19 protein-coding genes are annotated in these 19,941 nt (G+C 44.5%); 8 read left to right on the forward strand and 11 right to left on the reverse strand.

Annotation, left to right across the window (positions count from 1 at the left end; all coding sequences use genetic code 11):
* Positions 1–69: 69 nt before the first annotated feature.
* From DBZ36_RS02460 to ilvY, 4 genes are all read right to left on the reverse strand, one after another.
* Complete coding sequence (locus tag DBZ36_RS02460; protein WP_120353334.1) at positions 70–1,083, reverse strand: polysaccharide lyase family 7 protein; 1,014 nt, start codon at positions 1,081–1,083, stop codon at positions 70–72.
* 292 nt (positions 1,084–1,375) lie between these two features.
* Entirely contained in the window at positions 1,376–1,621 is a 246-nt protein-coding gene (gene ubiK / locus DBZ36_RS02465; protein WP_120353335.1) for a ubiquinone biosynthesis accessory factor UbiK, read from the reverse strand.
* A gap of 61 nt (positions 1,622–1,682) precedes the next feature.
* Positions 1,683–2,174, reverse strand: a complete 492-nt coding sequence (gene ybaK, locus DBZ36_RS02470; RefSeq protein WP_120353336.1) for a Cys-tRNA(Pro) deacylase — start codon at positions 2,172–2,174, stop codon at positions 1,683–1,685.
* Positions 2,175–2,197: 23 nt separating this feature from the next.
* Positions 2,198–3,082 carry an HTH-type transcriptional activator IlvY gene (gene ilvY / locus DBZ36_RS02475; protein WP_120353337.1) on the reverse strand — a complete coding sequence of 295 codons (885 nt, stop codon included), beginning with the start codon at positions 3,080–3,082 and terminating at the stop codon, positions 2,198–2,200.
* Between the two features lie 171 nt (positions 3,083–3,253).
* On the opposite strand from ilvY, the gene ilvC reads away from it, so the two are divergent.
* The gene (gene ilvC / locus DBZ36_RS02480) at positions 3,254–4,735 is read left to right on the forward strand and encodes a ketol-acid reductoisomerase (protein ID WP_120353338.1); all 1,482 of its coding nucleotides are present in this window, start codon (positions 3,254–3,256) and stop codon (positions 4,733–4,735) included.
* Between the two features lie 142 nt (positions 4,736–4,877).
* Positions 4,878–6,038 (forward strand): MFS transporter, encoded by a 1,161-nt coding sequence (locus DBZ36_RS02485; RefSeq protein ID WP_120353378.1) that lies wholly within the window; start codon positions 4,878–4,880, stop codon positions 6,036–6,038.
* A gap of 82 nt (positions 6,039–6,120) precedes the next feature.
* Here the strand turns inward: DBZ36_RS02485 and DBZ36_RS02490 are convergent, their stop codons facing one another.
* From DBZ36_RS02490 to kdgR, 3 genes are all read right to left on the reverse strand, one after another.
* Positions 6,121–7,320 (reverse strand): ammonium transporter, encoded by a 1,200-nt coding sequence (locus DBZ36_RS02490; RefSeq protein WP_120353339.1) that lies wholly within the window; start codon positions 7,318–7,320, stop codon positions 6,121–6,123.
* Positions 7,321–7,553: 233 nt separating this feature from the next.
* The gene (locus DBZ36_RS02495) at positions 7,554–8,126 is read right to left on the reverse strand and encodes a rhomboid family intramembrane serine protease (protein WP_120353340.1); all 573 of its coding nucleotides are present in this window, start codon (positions 8,124–8,126) and stop codon (positions 7,554–7,556) included.
* A gap of 19 nt (positions 8,127–8,145) precedes the next feature.
* Entirely contained in the window at positions 8,146–8,940 is a 795-nt protein-coding gene (kdgR, locus tag DBZ36_RS02500) for a DNA-binding transcriptional regulator KdgR (RefSeq protein ID WP_120353341.1), read from the reverse strand.
* Between the two features lie 155 nt (positions 8,941–9,095).
* On the opposite strand from kdgR, the gene DBZ36_RS02505 reads away from it, so the two are divergent.
* The 3 genes from DBZ36_RS02505 to DBZ36_RS02515 are packed head-to-tail and all read left to right on the forward strand — an operon-like array spanning position 9,096 to position 11,219.
* On the forward strand, positions 9,096–9,626 hold the full coding sequence (locus tag DBZ36_RS02505) for a YgjV family protein (protein WP_120353342.1): 531 nt from the start codon (positions 9,096–9,098) through the stop codon (positions 9,624–9,626).
* Positions 9,627–9,641: 15 nt separating this feature from the next.
* Entirely contained in the window at positions 9,642–10,568 is a 927-nt protein-coding gene (gene kdgK / locus DBZ36_RS02510) for a 2-dehydro-3-deoxygluconokinase (RefSeq protein ID WP_120353343.1), read from the forward strand.
* Positions 10,569–10,595: 27 nt separating this feature from the next.
* Entirely contained in the window at positions 10,596–11,219 is a 624-nt protein-coding gene (locus DBZ36_RS02515; protein WP_120353344.1) for a bifunctional 4-hydroxy-2-oxoglutarate aldolase/2-dehydro-3-deoxy-phosphogluconate aldolase, read from the forward strand.
* A 123-nt stretch (positions 11,220–11,342) separates the two neighbouring features.
* Here the strand turns inward: DBZ36_RS02515 and DBZ36_RS02520 are convergent, their stop codons facing one another.
* From DBZ36_RS02520 to DBZ36_RS02530, 3 genes are read right to left on the reverse strand one after another with little or no spacing between them, the layout of a single operon-like run.
* Complete coding sequence (locus DBZ36_RS02520; RefSeq protein WP_120353345.1) at positions 11,343–12,005, reverse strand: DsbA family oxidoreductase; 663 nt, start codon at positions 12,003–12,005, stop codon at positions 11,343–11,345.
* A gap of 1 nt (position 12,006) precedes the next feature.
* Positions 12,007–13,161 carry a beta-aspartyl-peptidase gene (iadA, locus tag DBZ36_RS02525; RefSeq protein WP_120353346.1) on the reverse strand — a complete coding sequence of 385 codons (1,155 nt, stop codon included), beginning with the start codon at positions 13,159–13,161 and terminating at the stop codon, positions 12,007–12,009.
* A 1-nt stretch (position 13,162) separates the two neighbouring features.
* The gene (locus DBZ36_RS02530) at positions 13,163–13,699 is read right to left on the reverse strand and encodes a DUF4136 domain-containing protein (protein ID WP_158589012.1); all 537 of its coding nucleotides are present in this window, start codon (positions 13,697–13,699) and stop codon (positions 13,163–13,165) included.
* A 165-nt stretch (positions 13,700–13,864) separates the two neighbouring features.
* On the opposite strand from DBZ36_RS02530, the gene tcdA reads away from it, so the two are divergent.
* The 3 genes from tcdA to ppiC all read left to right on the forward strand — a co-directional run bounded on the left by tcdA (position 13,865) and on the right by ppiC (position 16,794).
* Positions 13,865–14,656 (forward strand): tRNA cyclic N6-threonylcarbamoyladenosine(37) synthase TcdA, encoded by a 792-nt coding sequence (tcdA, locus tag DBZ36_RS02535; protein ID WP_120353348.1) that lies wholly within the window; start codon positions 13,865–13,867, stop codon positions 14,654–14,656.
* 278 nt (positions 14,657–14,934) lie between these two features.
* Positions 14,935–16,410, forward strand: a complete 1,476-nt coding sequence (locus DBZ36_RS02540) for a peptide MFS transporter (RefSeq protein WP_120353349.1) — start codon at positions 14,935–14,937, stop codon at positions 16,408–16,410.
* Between the two features lie 105 nt (positions 16,411–16,515).
* Positions 16,516–16,794 carry a peptidylprolyl isomerase PpiC gene (gene ppiC, locus DBZ36_RS02545; protein WP_120353350.1) on the forward strand — a complete coding sequence of 93 codons (279 nt, stop codon included), beginning with the start codon at positions 16,516–16,518 and terminating at the stop codon, positions 16,792–16,794.
* Positions 16,795–16,880: 86 nt separating this feature from the next.
* Here the strand turns inward: ppiC and DBZ36_RS02550 are convergent, their stop codons facing one another.
* On the reverse strand, positions 16,881–19,931 hold the full coding sequence (locus DBZ36_RS02550; protein WP_120353351.1) for an efflux RND transporter permease subunit: 3,051 nt from the start codon (positions 19,929–19,931) through the stop codon (positions 16,881–16,883).
* Between the last annotated feature and the right edge of the window lie 10 nt (positions 19,932–19,941).

Below are 19,941 nucleotides of genomic sequence, written 5' to 3' on the forward strand. Positions count from 1 at the left end.
GGTACTACACATAAATGCAAAAAGGCGACCAATGGCCGCCTTCAAAATTTTAAACCATAAATATGTAGTCTACTGTGCAAGTTCCAGTTTGTAGAAACTCGCTTGAGTATAGTCGCCTGCCTCTATGCCCTTATTCTCACAACCAGACGATCCTTGGTTACACTGGTTATATGCACCAGCTTTGTAATACATCCAATCGCTGCCGTAGCTGGTATCGAGTTTTTCTTGGCCTGGGTAAGCTTTAGCTAAGTCTACTTCAAAGTTCTTTTTAATCTCATTGGCTTCACCTGGGTTCTTGGTGAATTCGAGCTTCATGACAGTGCCAACAATATTAACTTCGTATTCGAATAGTTCGCCTAACAAAATTCCGTCTTCTGGATTCGCATCGCTTTTTTGCAAGTCATGGATACCAAATACATCATGAGAGATATCAAAACGGTCTTTTTTATCTTTAGGATTGATTTCATAATTCCAGAACAAACTGCCATGAGTATGGTTTGGCAATTTACGGTAATAGATTTTGAGTGGTTCATTATCTGAGCCGTGAATTTGTCCAATCACGGAAGCAAAAGCACCCATCTTTTTATCATCGCCACTTTGGCTTACCGCATCAACGGTCAGTGCTGCACTTAAACGTCCACCAATGGCCCCAAATTCGGATGCTTGTGGATGTGACGCCACAGCAAAATTGGTAGCAGGAGCTTTGTATTGATAGGCCTGTGTTGTATCTAACATCGCGCGCAGTTCACTACGAGTGTTCTTACTATTGGGAGTCGTAGGACCGGTATTGGGGGCAGCAAAGACCATAGCGCCTGTTTGCGCATCAGTGTAAAACCACTGCGGATGAACATATGGATAATTCACGTTATTTAACTCTGCTGCAGTAATTTCCATTTCCTTACCAGCACGCTCAGGCTTGTTATCACCAATCGGTAAGTTGATTTTCCACTTTTCCATCTCAAAGTTTTCAGATGGAGCTTTGCTTGGATCTAATTTGTCAGACAATTGCTGCTGATAAGGTGTCATTGCTGACCATGCGTTTACGCTCACTAGCGCTGCTAGCGCGATAACAGACTTTTTCATAGATTCCTCAATATTAAATTACCAAATCATTAAGTAATACAATACTACTCTTTGGTGAATTCGAATAGAAAGATGCGATTTTGGTTTCCAATTTTGTGAGCGCAGCCAAAAAATGACTTGAATTTGATGTAAATTGAGCAAATAAAGGAACGGTTGGGAAATGCAATAGAGTAGAAGTGGAAAGTGGAAAGTGGAAAGTGGAAAGCGGAAAGCGGAAAGCGGAAAGCGGAAAGCGGAAAGTGGAAAGCCTATCGCTTTAAACTGAAAGCAAAAGGCTTTGGTGCAATTGACGCTATTTAGATTTCTCTTCCAAGGCCGCTACTTTTTCTTCCAAGGCCTGTAATTTTTCACGAGTGCGTTGTAGTACTTGGGTTTGTACATCAAAGTCTTCACGGTTCACAACATCCATACGATTAAGCTGGGCTTGCAGTACTTGTTTTACCTTCGACTCGAATTCGTCGCCCACAGCCTTAAGTCCAGGGGGTACTAGGCCATTTATTTGTTTAGCTATTTCTTCAATTTTGCTTGGGTTGATCATCTTCAGTCCTAATCCATTTAGCTTGCTTGCAGTGTAACCTAGCCTAGCTGCTAGTCAAAACCTAGAGCTCAGTTCTTATGTTGGCATAACATGCATTAAGTAAGCTGCAGAAGTCTTGCGGCGATACGCCTATCGACAAACCGCGTTTACCACCACTGACAACAATTTGTGAAAATTGCTGTGCACTTGCATCAAGATAAGTAGCCAGACGTTTTTTTTGACCAAAAGGGCTAATGCCTCCTTTAACGTAGCCACTGACTCGCTCAGCTAAATCCAAGGGAGCCATCTGCAAGCGCTTTATTTTGGCAGCTTTGGCTAAGGCTTTAAGATCTAAACTAGAATCAACAGGCACCACCGCAACTATCAAATTTTTACTATTGTGCTCATCAACAGCCATTAAGGTTTTAAACACTTGCGACTCAGGCAGCGCTAGTTTTTGCGAGGCCTGCTGACCAAAATTATCAGCTTGACCTCGCCCTGCACTACTATGCTCGTATTCGTAAATCTTAAAGTCTATCTTGTGCTTTTCTAAATACCGAATCGCAGGCGTCATAGCGTTGATCCCGTTAAATAAAGTTAATGACTAGGAGCAGCAATCTGCCAAAATTTTTGTACCAATGGTTCATGTAATCGACGTGACAATACTGCGATCCCCAAATCAAAGGGCTCTAGTTCAAGGCCTAAGTTTAAACTTTGCACCCGGTCACGAACTGGACTATTTTCTAGTACCACTTGTGGTGCTATGCCAACACCTGAACCAAGCGCTACCATACTTACAATAGCCTCGTGCCCTACAACTGTCGCATAGACATTCGGTTCAATTCGCATTGCCTGAAACCAGCGTTCAAAGCGTAACTTAGCGGGACCGTGCTCCGGCAATATGAAGGGTATTTGCGACCAATCGATGGGTTTAGTGTCAAGCAGCCGCCTTGAGGCGCAATTCACCATCGGTGCAATAATCGAAAGCGGTACTTTAGCAATACTGGCAAATGCCATACTAAGTGGAAGTTGCTCGGGCCGCGCTGCAAGTGCGATATCAACTTCACCATCGGCAACTTTATCAATAGCCAAGGCCACATCACCTGTTACCAACTTGATGTCTGCATTGGGGCAAACAATACGATATTTATCAAGAATCTCAGGCAAGTGACTATAGCTTGCCGTCACTGAGCAATAGACTTTTAGCTCGCCACTTAGGCTGTGCTGTTTATTAGAAAACTCGGTTTGTAGGCCTCGCCACTGCTCCAACCAAAGTTCGGCAAAACTTCGAAACCGCCCACCAGCAGAAGTTAAGCTCACACTGCGTTTATCTCGAACAAAAAATTCGGCCCCCATCTCTTGCTCTAGTCGCTGGATAACCCGGCTTAAGGTCGAAGGAGTAACGTGCATCGCCTTACTGGTTTTGGCGTAATGCAGGCTGTGACTGAGGTGTAAAAATAGCTCAATACTGCGAGCGTCCATTCAAAGTGCCTTGAATTGCAATTATTGCAACACTCTATCGCAAAATAATCATTTTACGCAACAACAAAAGCCCCCTATAGTTTCAATCATACAACAGGTCAAAGACCGCAAACACAACATACTTTTAGCATCGAATCGCTTGGCGAATTGTAAACCAGATTAGGAAGAGACATGGCTAACTACTTTAATACCTTGAACTTACGACAAAAATTAGAACAACTTGGTAAGTGTCGTTTTATGGATCGCAGCGAATTTGCTGACGGATGTAATTACATCAAAGATTGGAACATTGTTATCGTTGGTTGTGGCGCACAAGGTCTAAACCAAGGCCTAAATATGCGCGATTCTGGTCTTCAAATTTCTTACGCCTTACGCGATGCAGCGATTGCTGAAAAACGAGCTTCTTTCGTTCAAGCTTCTGATAACGGTTTTACCGTTGGTACTTACGCTGAACTAATACCTCAAGCAGACCTAGTGTTGAACCTAACACCAGATAAGCAACATAGCAGCGTAGTGAACGCGGTTATGCCTTTGATGAAAGAAGGCTCAACACTAGCGTATTCACACGGTTTCAACATTGTTGAAGAAGGCATGCAAGTTCGCGAAGACATCGCAGTTGTAATGGTTGCTCCGAAGTGTCCTGGTACTGAAGTACGTGAAGAATACAAGCGTGGTTTTGGTGTTCCTACCTTGATTGCAGTACACCCTGAGAATGACCCTCGTGGTGACGGACTTGCGATTGCTAAAGCCTATGCTTCTGCAACCGGTGGTGACCGCGCGGGTGTGCTTGAGTCATCGTTTGTCGCTGAAGTTAAATCTGACCTTATGGGTGAGCAAACTATTCTTTGTGGCGTTCTACAAACGGGTGCAATTTTAGCCTATGACAAGCTAGTTGCTGAAGGACATGAGCCAGGTTACACCGCTAAACTGATTCAATTTGGTTGGGAAACCATCACTGAAGCACTTAAGCATGGCGGCATCACCAACATGATGGACCGTTTGTCTAACCCAGCTAAAATCAAATGTTTCGATTTAGCAGAAGAGCTAAAAGTAAGCATGCGTCCTCTTTTTGAAAAGCACATGGATGACATCATTGAAGGTGAGTTCTCACGTACCATGATGGCTGACTGGGCAAACGACGATGTAAACCTTCTAAAATGGCGTGAAGAAACCGGTCAAAGCGGTTTTGAAAAAGCCCCAGTAAGCGACGAGCATATCGAAGAGCAAGAATACTTCGACAAAGCGATCTTATTGGTTGCCTTAGTTAAGTCGGGTGTTGAACTTGCGTTTGAAACCATGGTTGCTGCTGGCATCATCGAAGAATCGGCTTACTACGAGTCACTTCATGAAACACCGCTTATCGCAAATACCATTGCTCGTAAGCGTTTGTATGAAATGAATGTAGTTATTTCAGACACAGCTGAATATGGTTGCTACTTGTTCTCTCATGCGGCGATTCCATTGTTGCGTGACACCGTTAACAACATGAGCCAAGACTATATTGGCAAAGGTTTTGAAACGGCTGACAACGGCGTCGACAACCAACGCTTAATCGAAGTTAACGATGCGATTCGTAACCACCCAGTAGAATGGATTGGTCAAGAACTACGTGGCTACATGACCGACATGAAAAATATTGCTGTTGGCGGCTAATTAGCCCGCTAAGTATCAAATTGTCAGCCCCTCACTCGAGGGGCTTTTTTTTGCCATTCCAATTATTTTACTAGCCTGAGTAAGCCCCGTTACGTTAACGTAACCGACTATCATTTAATCGCAGGGATCTAGCGTGAAAAATATGCCCTTCAATGTTTGGCTGCTTATGCTGTGTGCAGCATGCGCAATGTCCGCTGCACCACTGGTTGTTTTTAGTGGTGGTATTGTGGGTAACGCATTAGCGCCAAGCTCAGCCCTTGCTTCGCTGCCGATTGCTTCAATGGTCGTGGGAACAGCCATCGCGGTGATCCCTGTAAGTTTGCTAATGGGCGTTATAGGACGAAAACTTGCCTTTATGCTTGGTTCTGGGATAAGCATTGCTGGATCCTTGCTAACGGCCTTCGGCATAAACCAACAGAATTTTTGGTGGTTCTGCGCCGGTACTTTTTTACTGGGTGCTGGTTTAGCCTTTGTTCAACAGTATCGCTTCGCGGCGATGGAATCGGTTAGCCCTCCACAAATGCCCACTGCGGCCTCAACTGTTTTACTCGGAGGCCTCATAGCTGCTGTTATCGGCCCAGAGCTCGCTTTGCGCAGCAAAGATAGCTTCGAAACTGAGTTTGTCGGCCCATTTTTATGGCTGGCGTTGATTTATGCATTTTGTATAGCCTTGTTATTTTTATTCAGAGAAACAAAAAGTAAAAAGGTACATCAAAAAACTGAGGGCAGAGCGCTTATTCAAATTGCAAAACAACCGGTGTTTTTGCTAGCAGTAAGCTCTGCTGCCATTGGCTATGCGGTGATGAGCTTTATTATGACCGCCACTCCAATGAGTATGCATATTCACAGTGGCCATAGTCTCGAAGATACAAAGTGGGTCATTCAAAGCCATATTATGGCGATGTTCATCCCTTCATTTTTTAGCGGGCGTTTGATTAGTAAATTTGGTCCTGAACGCGTCATTGTGGCCGGGCTTATCGCTTTCGCAATGTGTATATTGATAGCCGTAATCGATCGAAGCCTATTGCACTATTGGTTTGCGTTAATTTTGCTGGGTGTTGGATGGAATTTCTTATTTGTAGCAGGCACCAGTCTACTGCCGCAAAGCTATCAAATTGGAGAGGCCTCAAAGGCTCAAGCAGCAAACGAATTTATAGTTTTTGGCCTACAAGCTTTAGCTTCATTGTCAGCCGGTTGGATACTATTCAGCTACGGATGGCAGACTTTACTGCTAGTTAGCATCCCCCTTTTATTATTGGTTCTTTTGAGCTTGATAAACCACTCGAAGTTGCTAAGAACCTAAAACAACAACGGTGTTCAAATCAGACGTTTGAACACCGTTTGTTTAACTATCAATTGAATAGCAAAATTGTATCTAGTAATAACTAGTCTTTTGAAGTTGCGCGGATTTTATGAATCGCCAAGTCAGCTCCCATGAATTCTTCTTCATCGCTAAGGCGTAATCCCGAAACTTTATTCACAACGCCATAGACGATAACGCCACCAATTAGCGCCACTGCTATACCGGCAATAGTGCCAATAATTTGAGACATCAATGATACGCCACCTAATCCACCGAGCGATTCTAGACCAAAAATTCCTGCGGCAATACCACCCCAAGCACCACATAAACCATGTAAAGGCCAAACACCCAATACGTCATCAAGCTTCGAGCGTTGTTGTAACCAAGTAAATACCCAAACAAATAAAGCACCAGCAATACCACCGGTAATCAAAGCACCAACGGGGTGCATTAAGTCAGAACCAGCGCACACTGCAACTAATCCAGCCAAGGGGCCATTATGTACAAAACCAGGGTCATTTTTACCTAGTAATAGAGCTACAATCGTTCCACCAATCATCGCCATCAGGGTGTTGACTGCGACCAAACCACTAATGCCATCAAGGGTTTGAGCAGACATCACATTAAAGCCAAACCAGCCAACGGTAAGAACCCATGCACCTAAGGCTAGGAACGGGATATTTGAAGGGGCAAAGGCAACGCCGGGCTTACGCCCCATGCGTGCTCCTAGAATGGTGATAGCCACTAAGGCTAACCAACCGCCCATCGCATGAACCACAACCGAGCCAGCAAAATCATGGAAGGCTGCGCCAAAGCTTTCTTCGAGCCAAGCTTGAAAACCATAATTCCCGTTCCATGCAATCCCTTCGAAAAACGGATAAACAAAAGCAACAATTAGCGAAGAGGCAATCAAGAACGGATAAAATCGCCCGCGTTCTGCGATACCACCGGACACAATCGCGGGAATTGCAGCGGCGAAAGTTAATAGAAAAAAGAACTTCACTAGCTCATAGCCATTGCCTTCAACTAATGACTGAGCTCCACTGAAGAAGTGATTGCCGTAAGCAAGGTAATAGCCAATAAAAAAGTAAGCTAAACCAGAAAAGGCGAAGTCGGTAATGATTTTAACGAGGGCATTTACTTGGTTTTTATTTCGAACAGTACCCACTTCTAAGAATGCGAAACCAGCATGCATTGCCAAAACCATAATTGCCCCAAGTAGCACAAACAAGGTATTGGTACTTTGCGACAAAATGCCTATCGCATCACTAATGTTATCCATCTATATTTCCCTTTAAACTCTATTTATTGTTGCTTGCGCCAAAATAGAGCAAAAATCGCGCCTAGTTTTCTACAAAACACCTCAGGCGGCACCAAAACAGGGAGAAATAGGCAGCAAATAGGGAATAAGCTTAAACAACAGCGAACTAAAAAGCGCTTTAGTAGTGCAGAGAAAGAGAGCGAACACTTCACTAGCGCACGCTTATGGTGCGCTAGTGAACCAATATAGTGCTTTTAGTTTTTAACTTGCTTGCGACGGCCAAGCCAGTAGGCGCAAGCTAAACCTAAAGCGAAACCAGCTATGTGGCCTTCCCATGAGATAGCTCTCTGGGTTGGAAAGAGACCCGTAAGGCTCGAATAAAAGAAGAAAACCACGACCACACTCAGCAAAATTGATTTCCAATTCTTTGCAATAAAACCGTAAGCCATCAAAAAGCCCAAGTAGCAATACACAATACCGCTAGCACCACCGACCATGGTTTGTCCTGATCCAATCAACCAAATCAATATACCGCCGCCTAGCCAACCGACTGCCGTTACAATTAAAAAATAGCGACTTGAATAAACACTAATTAAACTTCCAAGAACAATCACCCCAAGGCTATTCGATACAAGGTGGGGTATCGAAAAGTGCACCAAAGGATGAAACAAAATGCCACTGAAGTGGCCTAACTTGCGCGGGTGTACACTCATTGCAGAGATAAGCGACTGCGGAAGTAGAATTTCTAATATGAACATAATGACCAGCGCAGCACTAAAAAATAGTGGCAGTTTAACCGCTTTGCGCCAGGGTAAATCCTTAAACATCTGAGTATCCTTTGCTTATCTATTCGCTACCAAAATTTGGGTAACTGTCGAACCCTAAGTCTAAAGATATTTGCGCCGCATGTTCAAACATTTGGGCCAATACTTGTTGTTTATTACTCGAATCAAAGCGAATTGTTGGGTAGCTGACGCTTAATCCTGCAATAGCGACTCCAAATCGGTCAAAGATAGGAACCGCAATACAGCGAATCCCGAGCTCTTGCTCTTCATTATCCTCTGCATAACCATTTAGTTTGACTTGATCAAGACAAGCTGCAAATAAAGCGCCCTTACTAATCGTATTTGGCGTATGCACCTCAAAGCGCATTTGACTTAAAATTAGGGCTTGCATATCGAGATCTTGAAAAGCAATTAATACTTTACCAATAGCCGTAGTATGTAGCGGATTTCGTCGACCAATGCGGCTATGCATTCGTAGACTGTAGGCCGAATCAATTTTATCTACATAAACGATGGCGTCGTCATCAAAGCAGCCCAAATGAACCGTCTCTTTGGTTTGCTGAGCCAACAGCAGCATGTGCTTATGGGCAAACTGAGTTAAGGCATTTTCTTTAAGACTTAAACACCCTAGCTGAAACAGTTTAGGACTTAAACGATACTTTTCTCCATCGTCATTTTGCTGAACAAAACCAAGCTGTTTCATCGTTTGCAAAAAACGATAGACCGTTGCTTTGGACATCGATAAGCTTTGTGCCAGTTCGGTAACGCCTAATTCGTCAACTTCTCCCAGCGTTTGCAATATACCAAACACCTTAATCACAGAAGATACTGAATCTGGTGACGACGTCTCATTCATTGTATGACCTCAAAACAGCTATTAAATCGAAATTTTCTTAACATATATCGCGCATGCTAGACTATTTTTTAATTTTGTCATACAAATACCTTTCAATTTTTGAAACAATGTTTTAAATTATACTTAATTCAACTAAATGATGCACAAGTGGGCAAATGTTTGAGCACCAGCAACTTATAGCTCAGTTTTTTGGCTTTGTAAGCCTTACTTTGGGTATCCTTAGTTTGTGGCAAAAAAACGATGTCCGTTTAAAGCAGTTTATGTGTGGTCTGAATTGTTCCCATACTTTGCATTTTTTCCTGCTTGACGCATATCCAGCAATGATAGCAGCCGCTATTTCTGCACTACGCTCAGCTTTATCGATAAAGTTTCGTTCATCATGGATGGCGGCTATATTTATAGCTTTAACGATAATCCTTAGCTATCCACAGATTGAAACGTGGACCGATTGCTTTCCGATTATGGGAGCAAGCATGGGAACGCTGGCATTCTTTTGCCTAAAAGGCATCAAAATGCGCTTAGGTTTGTTGGTAGGCATGTGCTGCTGGCTGACCAACAACATTATTGTTGGCTCGATTGGCGGAACCTTATTAGAAGCGACGCTAATGGTCGTAAACTTAAAAACGATATATCAGATGTGGAGGCACTCACAACCAGCTGCCGCATTAGTATGTAACAAACTATAAAGATAGAGAACCCTTATGACTACAAATCCAAAAGTTGCCATTATCGGCGAGTGCATGATTGAACTGTCAGAAAACAAAGGACAGGTGGCACGTCGTTTTGGTGGTGATACTTTGAACACCGCTGTATATCTTTCACGCCTTTCAGCCTTCTCCCCGTACTATGTAAGTGCGTTAGGCGACAACGACCCATTTAGCCAAGAAATGGTAGATGCTTGGAATAGTGAAGGGGTTGATACCTCTTTGATCCAGCGCCTACCAAACTACCTTCCCGGCCTCTACTATATTGATGTCGATGAAAGCGGCGAACGTAGCTTTTTTTATTGGCGTGAGCAGGCTGCGGCTAAGTTTTGGCTCGATCAAGACTGCAGCGAAGACACGCTCGCGCAGCTAATGACAATGGACTGGATTTACTTAAGCGGAATTAGTATCGCTATTTTGTCTGACGAAAGCCGTGAAAAGTTTTTCACATGGCTAGCCGCGTTTCGGGCTAATGGTGGCAAGGTTGCATTCGACAACAATTATCGCCCTCGCCTATGGCAAAGCAAAGAACATGCACAAGTGGCTTACCGACACATGATGGGATTGTGCGATTTGGCTATCTTAACCTTCGACGATGAGCAAGACTTGTTTGGCACAGATACACCGCAAACCTGTATCGACAACTCGCATCAAAGTGGTGTTAACGAAGTTGTGATTAAGCAAGGCTCTAATCCATGCCAGATCTCTTACCCAGAACACTTTTTGAGTGTAGCAGCACAAAAAATCACCAACGTGGTCGATACTACGGCCGCCGGTGATTCGTTTAGTGCAGGCTACTTAGCCGGTCGCTTAGCCGGGAAAGATCCACAAGCAAGTGCTGAAATCGCCCACCGTGTTGCTGGAACTGTTATCCAACATCGCGGCGCAATCATTGACCAACAGTTTATGCCGCAAATTGGCTAATACCGAATCAAAACCAAAGGAAAAAAAATGTCTAATTTAGTTGAATCGTTACGCGCGATTAAAGTTGTTCCAGTAATCGCTATTAACAACGCTGAGCATGCGGCACCCTTGGCAAAAGTTCTAATCGAAAATGGTTTGCCATGTGCTGAAGTTACGTATCGTACACCTGCAGCAGAGCAAGCGATCCGCAACATGCGCGACGCTTACCCAGATTTGATTATCGGTGCGGGTACAGTTTTAACCTCAGCTCAAGTTGATAGTGCTATCGACGCTGGTGTTGATTTTATTGTAAGCCCTGGCCTGAACCCTACTACGGTTAAATACTGCCAACAGCGCGGTGTTACAATCGTCCCTGGCGTTAACAGCCCAAGCCAAGTAGAGCAAGCGATGGAACTAGGTCTAGAGACATTAAAGTTCTTCCCCGCTGGTCCTTCAGGCGGTGTAAACATGCTCAAAGCACTAACAGCTGTATACCCAATTCAATTTATGCCTACTGGTGGCGTTTCACCAAGCAACGTACACGAATATCTTGATATCCCAGCAGTATTTGCTTGTGGTGGTACGTGGATGGTTCCAAATAACTTGGTAGACGAAGAGCGTTGGGACGAGCTTGCTGAGCTGGTTGCTAGCGTTGCTAAATTGTTCGACTAAGTAATTAATCGCTACTGAGAAATGAAAAACCGTACTACGCTTAATAGCTTAGTACGGTTTTCTTTATTTGGCTGTTAGCAAGTGGCCAAGGGTTCTAGCTTAGGGTTCTATTACTCCCGCTAGCTAAGCGGTTGTTTGTTCATCGATAATTTGTAGCAGCAGTGCTTTAACATCGCTAGATTCACGAGCGCCGTTGATTAAATACTTTGAGTCGACAATCACAGAAGGCACGCTGCTAATTCCTGCTTGCGTCCAACGATTTAGTTCAGCGCGCACAAAGGTGTTTAGTTCATCATTGGCTAGAACTTCACCAGCCTCCGCTGCACTTAAGCCCGCAACTTCAACTGCAGCAAGTAACACTTCATCGTTCTCAATATTTTGTTGCGCAGTAAAATAGCTGTCAAACAAAGCTAGCTTTAAAGCGGTTTGTTTATCGAAATCCTTGGCCCATAACAGCAATTTGTGCGCATTAAAAGTGTTGTAAATTCGGCTTTCATCGTTGAAGTTAAACTCAAATCCAATATCGCTGCCAATATTTTGTAGCTGTTGGCGAGACTGTTGACTTTGTTCAGGACTAGATCCGTATTTTTCTTGAATGTGTTCACCCAAGTGCTGTCCACCAGCTGGCATTTGTGGATTCAATTCGAAAGGTTGCCAGTTAATCGAGAACTCGGCTACGTCACTAAGCTCACTAATAGCCGTTTGCAGTCGCTTGTAACCAACAATGCACCATGGGCACACGACGTCAGAAACAATATCGAGTTGAACTTGGGTTTTACTTGTCATTTTAATATCCAAATACTTGTTGGCCTTTTGACCAAACTTTTTCAATTGCCAAATGCTGTTCATCGACCAGAACTAGATCCGCATCATAACCACCGCTAATCAGCCCTTTTCTATAAAGACCAAGCGCAGTTGCTGGGTTTTGCGTAATACTCATCAAGGCTGTTGAGAAATCGACACCGTAATCGCAATGAGCCTCGCACACCGCTTCATACAAACTGGCAATTCTCCCGACATCAACCCCGATCGCACGTCCAGTATCGTCAAAAACCGGTAAGCTGGCGTTAGCATCTGAACTCATGGTAATTAAGTTTGGGGCAACCCCTGCATTTATCAACTGGGCTAAAGCGCTAGCACTTTTTACCTCTCCTAAGTCCAACAACTGCTGATTACTACTGGTGGTTAAATCGACATAACCGCCAAGCTTTGCAAAACGGATGGCATTAGCACATAAACTGGGGTTACGATTCATATGAGTTGGAACAAAGTGACTGATGTGAATATCGGCTTGTTCTGCAATTTGTTCTAGCAGCGCAAGTTGCTCGCTGCCATCCCCCATATGACAAAAGATGACCCCTTTTTTGCCTGCAAGCGACGCACTGGTAATCGTTCGTTTCGCAATGCTCAATAAATCTTGATACTCCAGTACGGAGCCGCGATGGTCACTAAGGGCGATTTCACCAACACCGATGATTTCAGGGATATAAAGCAGATCGGTCTCTAAACTCTGAGTTAGTGTTGCCAAGGGGATGTGGTAAGAACCACTGTAAAAGTAGGTCGATAGGCCCTTGGCTTGCAGCTCTCGGGCTTTTCCCAGTACGTTACTTAAGGTACGAGTAATTGAATCGGTACCCAAAGCACCAACTAAGGTCGTGACCCCTGCAGCAGCAGCCTCAGGTGCAAGCAGTTCAGGAGTTCGATTCCCAAAACCACCCTCTCCACCGCCGCCACAAAAATGCACCAGACCATCAACAAAACCAGGTAATAAACGTTTTGCCCGACCATCAACACAGCTAAGCAGTCCTTGCTGCTTTGCGACGACCAGCCCTTCCGGCAGTTCTTCATAGATTGCAGATATTTTATCGGCTGCTATCAGAACTTGCCGTTGTCCTAGGTACTGTGGTGCAAACAGTTCAACATTTTCTATTAGAGTTAACATGTTATTGCGCAGTGGTTTGTGGGAACTGGCTAAACATTTGGTCAATTTGCTCATTGATAAACACACTGCGTTTATCAGTGCTCATCGTTTGGCTAAGTTTGCGTTGCGACTGTGCTCGCCAAACAACTTGACGCGATTGAGAGTCAGCGACTTCGACGACTAGTTTGCCATATTTTACTTCGCGGTAGCGCTCAGGTGTACGCATGCCTACACCATAACGATTACTCGAATATCCAACGCCAAAGCTTCCACCGTAACTTTGCAGCTCAGACTCTTCCAGAATATCAAAGCTCACGAGCAAGTCCGGATCAGCATCGACTTTCTCAATTCCTTTTAACTTCAATTGGCTGGTCACTGCATTTTGGGCGCGCCCCGCGTCCAAGCTTAGAATGTTTTCATTCTCAGCATCATCGTAGCCAAGAAATGCAAAGGAGTTGTATTGCGATAAATCAACACTGCTATCGTAATCATAAATAGGGCTTGGTGTACAAGCAGCCAAACTAAAAAGCACTACTAATGCCGATACAAGTTTTTTCATAGAGATACCCATATTTGAAAATAAAGTTGAAAATTTGATATTCGAGTTTGTCGAACTTTTATGTATTACGGCACAAAAATCAACAAGAGTCCAAGAAGACGTATCTTTTGCCAAAGCTAGATGGCTGTTATAATCGCCAACCTTTTGCAAAAGCGCCACACTAACATGTCTGATTATCAAACTCGCTTCGCTGGCATTGGTCGTTTATACGGTCAGCGTGCCCTCCAATATTTTCGAGGCAGTCATGTCTGTGTCATTGGCATCGGTGGCGTGGGATCATGGTGTGCTGAATCCTTGGCACGCAGCGGAATCGGCAAAATCACTCTCATCGACTTAGACGATGTTTGCACCACCAATACTAATCGCCAAATTCATGCCCTTCGCAGCCAAATTGGTGAATCCAAGACGGCGGTGATGCGTACTCGTATTCTAGATATCAATCCCGAGTGCGAATGCCTTGAAGTCGAAGACTTTATTACGCCTTCCAATCTCAATGACTATATTAGTGACGAATTTGACTACGTGATTGACGCTATTGATAGTGTTAAAGCTAAAGCTGCTCTTATCTCTTTTTGTAAATATCGCAAAATTAAGCTCATCAGCATTGGCGGAGCCGGTGGTCAAATCGATCCAACCCAGATCGTTATTGGTGACTTAGCCAAGACCATTCAAGATCCCTTAGCTAAGAAAGTACGCTCTGAACTGCGACGCTTCTATAACTTCACTAAAAACCCTAAGCGAAAGTTTGGCGTCGACTGCGTTTACTCAACCGAGCAGCTTATTTATCCAGACAACGACGGTGAAACTTGTATGGCCAAAAATACCCAAGACGGTAGCATGCGCATGGACTGCTCAGAAGGATTTGGTGCTGTAACTCACATTACCGCAAGTTTTGGTTTTTTTGCCGTATCTAGAGTATTGAAGAAGCTCGCGGAACAATCGGCTAAATCCTTATAATTAGCTAATCAACTATTCATTGTCAGCCAGCTGCAACTCATAAATTAGGGCTTATCAATCACTTTTCGAGCCACCAATGGCTCGAACCTTATTTCCCCCCTCGTCAGCGCTGTTGATAAATTAAACGAATTAATCCAAAAACCCTCACCTAGATCAATAAATATTAGATTTTAGAAATTTATCGGTATTTTTAACGCTCTCGTCACAAGTTTATACAACCACCTCATGATACATTTGCCGCGTGTTCAAACTGGATAACTTAATAGAGATAGGTTTTTATGTGGAATAAACTAAATAAGTCCATGATGATATGCCAGATGGCATTTGGTCTTTCTTTCTACGGCGTGATGGTCATTTTGACCCGCTTTTTCTTGGAAGACTTACAATATAATGAAGCAGACACCATGATGGTTGTTGGTGCATTCTCTGCAATCGGCCCCTTGTTTGCCATTGCTGGCGGTTTTATTGCTGACAAATTTTTGGGAGCCTATCGCTCTTTAACCATCGCCTATTTTGCCTTTGCGGCGGGTTACGTTCTACTCGTCCTCGGCGCAAGTACAACCAATGTGCCCATGAGTTTGGCTGGTATCGCGCTTGCTAGTTATGCGCGCGGTTTAATGTCGCCAAGCTACCCAAGTTTGTTTAAGCGTACCTTTAACAGCCAAGAGCATTTCGAAAACTGCTATCCAGTGAATTATTCGGTTAACAACGTTGGCGCATTCCTAGGGCAATACCTATTCCCAATGTTTGTTTTGGTTATCGGTTTTAGCGGTGGTTTTGTCTTATCAGCAGCCATGGCAACCCTAGCCTTTGTTATCCTGGTTATTTCTCGTAAATCATTTGTAGAAATTGGTTCTGAGATAGACCAAGAGCCAGTTAGTGCTAAAAACTGGGCTGCATTTAGCGTGTTGTCGCTAGCAATGATTGGCTTAGTGTTCTTCATGTTCTCAAACATGGATATCGGCCAAAATGTTGTATACGCAATCGGCGCTGCAGCGATTCTTTATTTCATTAGCTTAATGTTCAAAGCTGGTCGTTCAGACGCTCTCAAGATGGGCACCATTTTGATAATGACCGCTTTAACCACTGCATTTTTCGTTTACTACGGACAAATGATGACCTCAATGACCATGGTGACTATTAACACCATGCGCGGCGATCTATTCGGATTTATTCCAATTGCTCCAGAGGCGGCGATGTCGATGAACCCACTATGGTGTATGGTTGCAGGTCCAGTTATTGCGCTAGTTTTCTCAAGTCTTGAAAAGCGCAATATCAACTTAACTACCGCCACTAAAGTTGCCTTCTCGTTTGTATTAACTGCAATCGCGTTTGGCATATTAACCTTTGCCGTGAAGAACGTAGGCAACGATGTAGTGATTCGTCCAGAAATCTTCTTAGCGATTCACTTCTTCCAAGCCTTTGCCGAAGTGATTGTTGGCTCCATGGTAGTTGCGTTTATCTTGTCGGTTGCCCCTAAACACATTGAGAACTTCTCGGTGAGTTTGTTCTCGGTAGCTATCGCACTTAGCGGTATTGTTGGGGCGGTTTTCTCAACCTCTATCGCACTTGAGAAAGACCAAGAAATCACTCAAGAAATTGTACAAAACGTATATGGCGGTTACTTTAGTACGCTTACGTTCTGGGCAGTTGTGATGGTTGGCATCGCTTTGGTTTCATCGGTCATTATTCGTAAAATGCTTGCAGCTGGCGATGATGAAAACAACACCACGCTCGAGCAAGTTGAAGCCTAATCGGTACTGGCTCTACTAACTAAGCGCCTTCGGGCGCTTTTTTATTACCCAAGCTAAATCAACTGCTTTATACTACCGCGCAAACATTTAGAGAGACTCAATACCATGGCTAATACTGCTGCAGCACTGCACATTCTTGTGAAAGACAAAGAAAAAGCTGACGACCTACTTCAACAAATCGAAAAAGGTGCCGACTTTCAGGCGCTTGCTAAAAAGCACTCCACTTGCCCATCAGGCCGTAAAGGTGGTGATTTAGGTGAGTTTCGTCGCGGACAAATGGTCCCGGCCTTTGACAAAGTTTGTTTTGAGGGCGAAATACTTAAACCAAGCCTGGTTAAAACACAGTTTGGCTGGCATATCGTGAAAACCTTATACCGTTCGTAGGACTTCCTTAAGCGATAAGACAGTTTTACTGACATAAAAAAGCCGCGAGTCGTTCGCGGCTTTTTGCTATTTAGGTTTAGTTGCTGCTACAAATGCTCTACTTCTGGCAAGGCTTTATGGTTTGCCCCTAACAGAGTGTAGATGGTTGGCAATACAAACAATGTAAAGATGGTGCCGATTGATAGTCCTGCACAAATCACCATGCCGATATCAAAACGCGCCGCAGCCCCTGGTCCAACAGCGAGTAGCAGTGGAATAAGACCCGCCACCATCGAAATAGTGGTCATCAAAATCGCCCGCAGACGAATACGCGCTGCATATTGAATCGCCTCTACTTTGCTCTTACCAAACTCCATTTGCTGCTCTTTAGCCACTTCACACATTAAAATACCGTGCTTGGTGATTAAGCCGACCAAAGTAATCATGCCGATTTGGGTGTAAATATTCATCGAGGCTAAGCCCCAGCCCATCAGCAGCAGCGCGCCACAAATCGCCAAGGGTACCGACACCATGATCACCAGCGGGTCGCGCCAGCTTTCAAACTGCGCAGCTAGGACTAAGAAAATAATCGCCAAGGCTAGCGCAAAGGTAACGTAAAGCGCCGAGCCCTCTTGCACAAATTGTCGTGATTCACCTTTGTAGTCAAAAGTGTAGCCCGGTGGCAGTATGTCTGCCGCTTTTTGCTCTAGGAAATTCAAGGCATCGCCCATCGCTTGTCCTGGCATAAGTACCGCGTTCAGTGTCACCGTGTTTGACTGATCCATTTGTAGCAAGCTTGAAGGCTCACCATTAAGTTTCCAATCGATTAAGTTGACCAAGGGAACCGGCGCGCCCGACACACTGTTGACATAGTAGTTACCGATCAACTCAGGCGTAAGACGATCGCCACGTTTAACCTGAGGAATAACCTCGTAACTTCGACCATCGATATTAATGTGATTGATGTAACCGTCGCCCATGAGCATCGACATAGTATTGGCAATATCTTCCATTTTCACGCCATAGGCGCCAGCTTTGTCGCGGTCAACTTCAACGCTCAGCTGCGGAGTTTTGTACTTAAGGTCAAGATCTGAGAATACAAAGTAGCCCGCTTGCGTGGCTTCATTTTGTAACTCGGTTGCCATTGCCAAGATTGAGCGATAGTCGCCAATACCTTTAATTACCATTTGTACTGGATAACCGCCACTAGAGCCGGGCAGCACTGGCATAGGAAACGAAGTAGCACTCACGCCAGCAATGTCTTTACCGGTGTCTTTGACCATATTCATTAAAGTGTCTTGGTCATGTTCACGTTGATCCCAAAGCACCGACCGAATAATCCCAAGACCACTGTCAGCAGATGGGATACCCGCCATGGTGAAGGTACCTTCAATATCATTGATCTCAAGCGTGCGTCGACTCACTTCGTCCATGTATTGGTCGATGTAATCCAAATTTGAGCCTGGCGGAGCTGATACCATTAGAATACTAGCGCCTTTATCTTCGGCGGGCGCTAGCTCTGATGGGATTAATTGCATCAATGGGTACAAACTTGCAAATACAATAATGGCGAAAATCACAATCGCGGGACGTCGCTTTAGAGTCACCGCTAAAGTACTTGCATAGGCATCATCGAGTCGATCTAGAAACCGATGAACAGCAAGTTCGAAACGACCAGGGTTTTCGTTCTTCTTCAAGATCCCAGCACACATTACCGGCGATAAGGTAAGCGCCACAAAACCTGACACAAAAACTGCGCCAGCGAGGGTCAAGGCAAACTCTTTAAACAGTGCGCCAGTCAAGCCACCTAGTAAAGCGATTGGAGAGTAAACCGCAATCAAGGTTATGGTCATTGAAATAACCGGAACCGCAATCTCACGAGTCCCGATAACAGCAGCATCAAAGGGAGATTTCCCCATTCGAATATGTCGGTCGACGTTTTCAACCACCACAATCGCGTCATCGACCACCAGCCCAATTGCCAAGACCATGGCCAATAGTGTCAATAGATTGATGGAAAATCCTAAGACTTGCATCGCCAAACACACGCCAATCAATGACAAAGGAATAGCAATCACCGGAATAATAACTGCGCGCAAATTTCCCATAAACAGGAAGATAGTAATAACCACAATTATGGTGGCTTCGACTATCGTGGTTAATACTTCATTGATTGAGGATTCAATGTATTCCGTGGAGTCATACAATAACTGCATATCAATGTTATCAGGCAGATTGTTGTCGATCTCGGAGTACATCTCTTTAATCAGTTTGGCAACCTCTAAAGGGTTGGCAGTTGGGGTTGGGTCTATAGCAATTACAACCGCGGAGCTACCATCCACTTTAGCGCGGATGGTTTCACGGCCAGCGTTCATTTCAATTTCAGCGATATCACCTAAGCGAACAATACCGCTGTCGCTACGCATCACGATCATTTGCTTAAATTCGTCGACTGTTTTTAAGTCGGTATCGGCTTCAACATTGATCAAACCAAAGCGGCTTTTAGCCTGCCCCGGTGCAGCGCGATAATTGTTTTGGCGAAGCGCGGCCGCAACTTGAGACGCAGTGAGCTTATGGGCAACCATTTTTAGCGGATCTAACCACACACGAACCGACAAGTTAGGTCCATATACGTTGGCTTTGGACACCCCGGTTACTGTGACCAGCTTGGGCTGAACTGTACGTTGTAGATAATCTGAGATCTGGGCGGAATTTAGCTCGTCGCTGGCAAATGCCAAATACATAATTGACGTACTTGAGCCTGTTGAACGACTAATATTGGGATCAAGTGCTTCAGAAGGTAGCCTTGCTCGCACGCTGTTCACTTTGGCCATAATTTCTGACAAAGCTGCATCGGGATCGGTGCCAATTTCCATATAGGCGGTGATGGTAGAGCTGCCCATTCGGCTTTCAGATTGTAGAAAGTCGAGGTTATCAGCCTCAGCAATTGCCTGTTGTAGCGGCTGAGTAATAAAACCCTGGATCACATCTGAAGGCGCACCATAATAGGCGGTCGAGATCGTTACCACGGTATTGGTGAGCTCAGGATATTCGCGCACTTGCATCTTAAAGATGGCTTGAATACCAAGAATCACCAACAGCAAACTTAGGGCCAGCGCCAACACTGGGCGACGGATAAATATATCGGTAAATTTCATACTTTGCGGC

The organism is Alginatibacterium sediminis (assembly GCF_003610775.1).
Classification (GTDB): domain Bacteria; phylum Pseudomonadota; class Gammaproteobacteria; order Enterobacterales; family Celerinatantimonadaceae; genus Alginatibacterium; species Alginatibacterium sediminis.

Excerpts from the sequence above, each read along its gene's own strand:
- DBZ36_RS02460 (WP_120353334.1), bottom strand. The coding sequence starts at position 1,083 with ATGAAAAAGTCTGTTATCGCGCTAGCAGCGCTAGTGAGCGTAAACGCA.
- ubiK (WP_120353335.1), bottom strand. The coding sequence starts at position 1,621 with ATGATCAACCCAAGCAAAATTGAAGAAATAGCTAAACAAATAAATGGC.
- ybaK (WP_120353336.1), bottom strand. The coding sequence starts at position 2,174 with ATGACGCCTGCGATTCGGTATTTAGAAAAGCACAAGATAGACTTTAAG.
- ilvY (WP_120353337.1), bottom strand. The coding sequence starts at position 3,082 with ATGGACGCTCGCAGTATTGAGCTATTTTTACACCTCAGTCACAGCCTG.
- ilvC (WP_120353338.1), top strand. The coding sequence starts at position 3,254 with ATGGCTAACTACTTTAATACCTTGAACTTACGACAAAAATTAGAACAA.
- DBZ36_RS02485 (WP_120353378.1), top strand. The coding sequence starts at position 4,878 with ATGCCCTTCAATGTTTGGCTGCTTATGCTGTGTGCAGCATGCGCAATG.
- DBZ36_RS02490 (WP_120353339.1), bottom strand. The coding sequence starts at position 7,320 with ATGGATAACATTAGTGATGCGATAGGCATTTTGTCGCAAAGTACCAAT.
- DBZ36_RS02495 (WP_120353340.1), bottom strand. The coding sequence starts at position 8,126 with ATGTTTAAGGATTTACCCTGGCGCAAAGCGGTTAAACTGCCACTATTT.
- kdgR (WP_120353341.1), bottom strand. The coding sequence starts at position 8,940 with ATGAATGAGACGTCGTCACCAGATTCAGTATCTTCTGTGATTAAGGTG.
- DBZ36_RS02505 (WP_120353342.1), top strand. The coding sequence starts at position 9,096 with ATGTTTGAGCACCAGCAACTTATAGCTCAGTTTTTTGGCTTTGTAAGC.
- kdgK (WP_120353343.1), top strand. The coding sequence starts at position 9,642 with ATGACTACAAATCCAAAAGTTGCCATTATCGGCGAGTGCATGATTGAA.
- DBZ36_RS02515 (WP_120353344.1), top strand. The coding sequence starts at position 10,596 with ATGTCTAATTTAGTTGAATCGTTACGCGCGATTAAAGTTGTTCCAGTA.
- DBZ36_RS02520 (WP_120353345.1), bottom strand. The coding sequence starts at position 12,005 with ATGACAAGTAAAACCCAAGTTCAACTCGATATTGTTTCTGACGTCGTG.
- iadA (WP_120353346.1), bottom strand. The coding sequence starts at position 13,161 with ATGTTAACTCTAATAGAAAATGTTGAACTGTTTGCACCACAGTACCTA.
- DBZ36_RS02530 (WP_158589012.1), bottom strand. The coding sequence starts at position 13,699 with ATGAAAAAACTTGTATCGGCATTAGTAGTGCTTTTTAGTTTGGCTGCT.
- tcdA (WP_120353348.1), top strand. The coding sequence starts at position 13,865 with ATGTCTGATTATCAAACTCGCTTCGCTGGCATTGGTCGTTTATACGGT.
- DBZ36_RS02540 (WP_120353349.1), top strand. The coding sequence starts at position 14,935 with ATGTGGAATAAACTAAATAAGTCCATGATGATATGCCAGATGGCATTT.
- ppiC (WP_120353350.1), top strand. The coding sequence starts at position 16,516 with ATGGCTAATACTGCTGCAGCACTGCACATTCTTGTGAAAGACAAAGAA.
- DBZ36_RS02550 (WP_120353351.1), bottom strand. The coding sequence starts at position 19,931 with ATGAAATTTACCGATATATTTATCCGTCGCCCAGTGTTGGCGCTGGCC.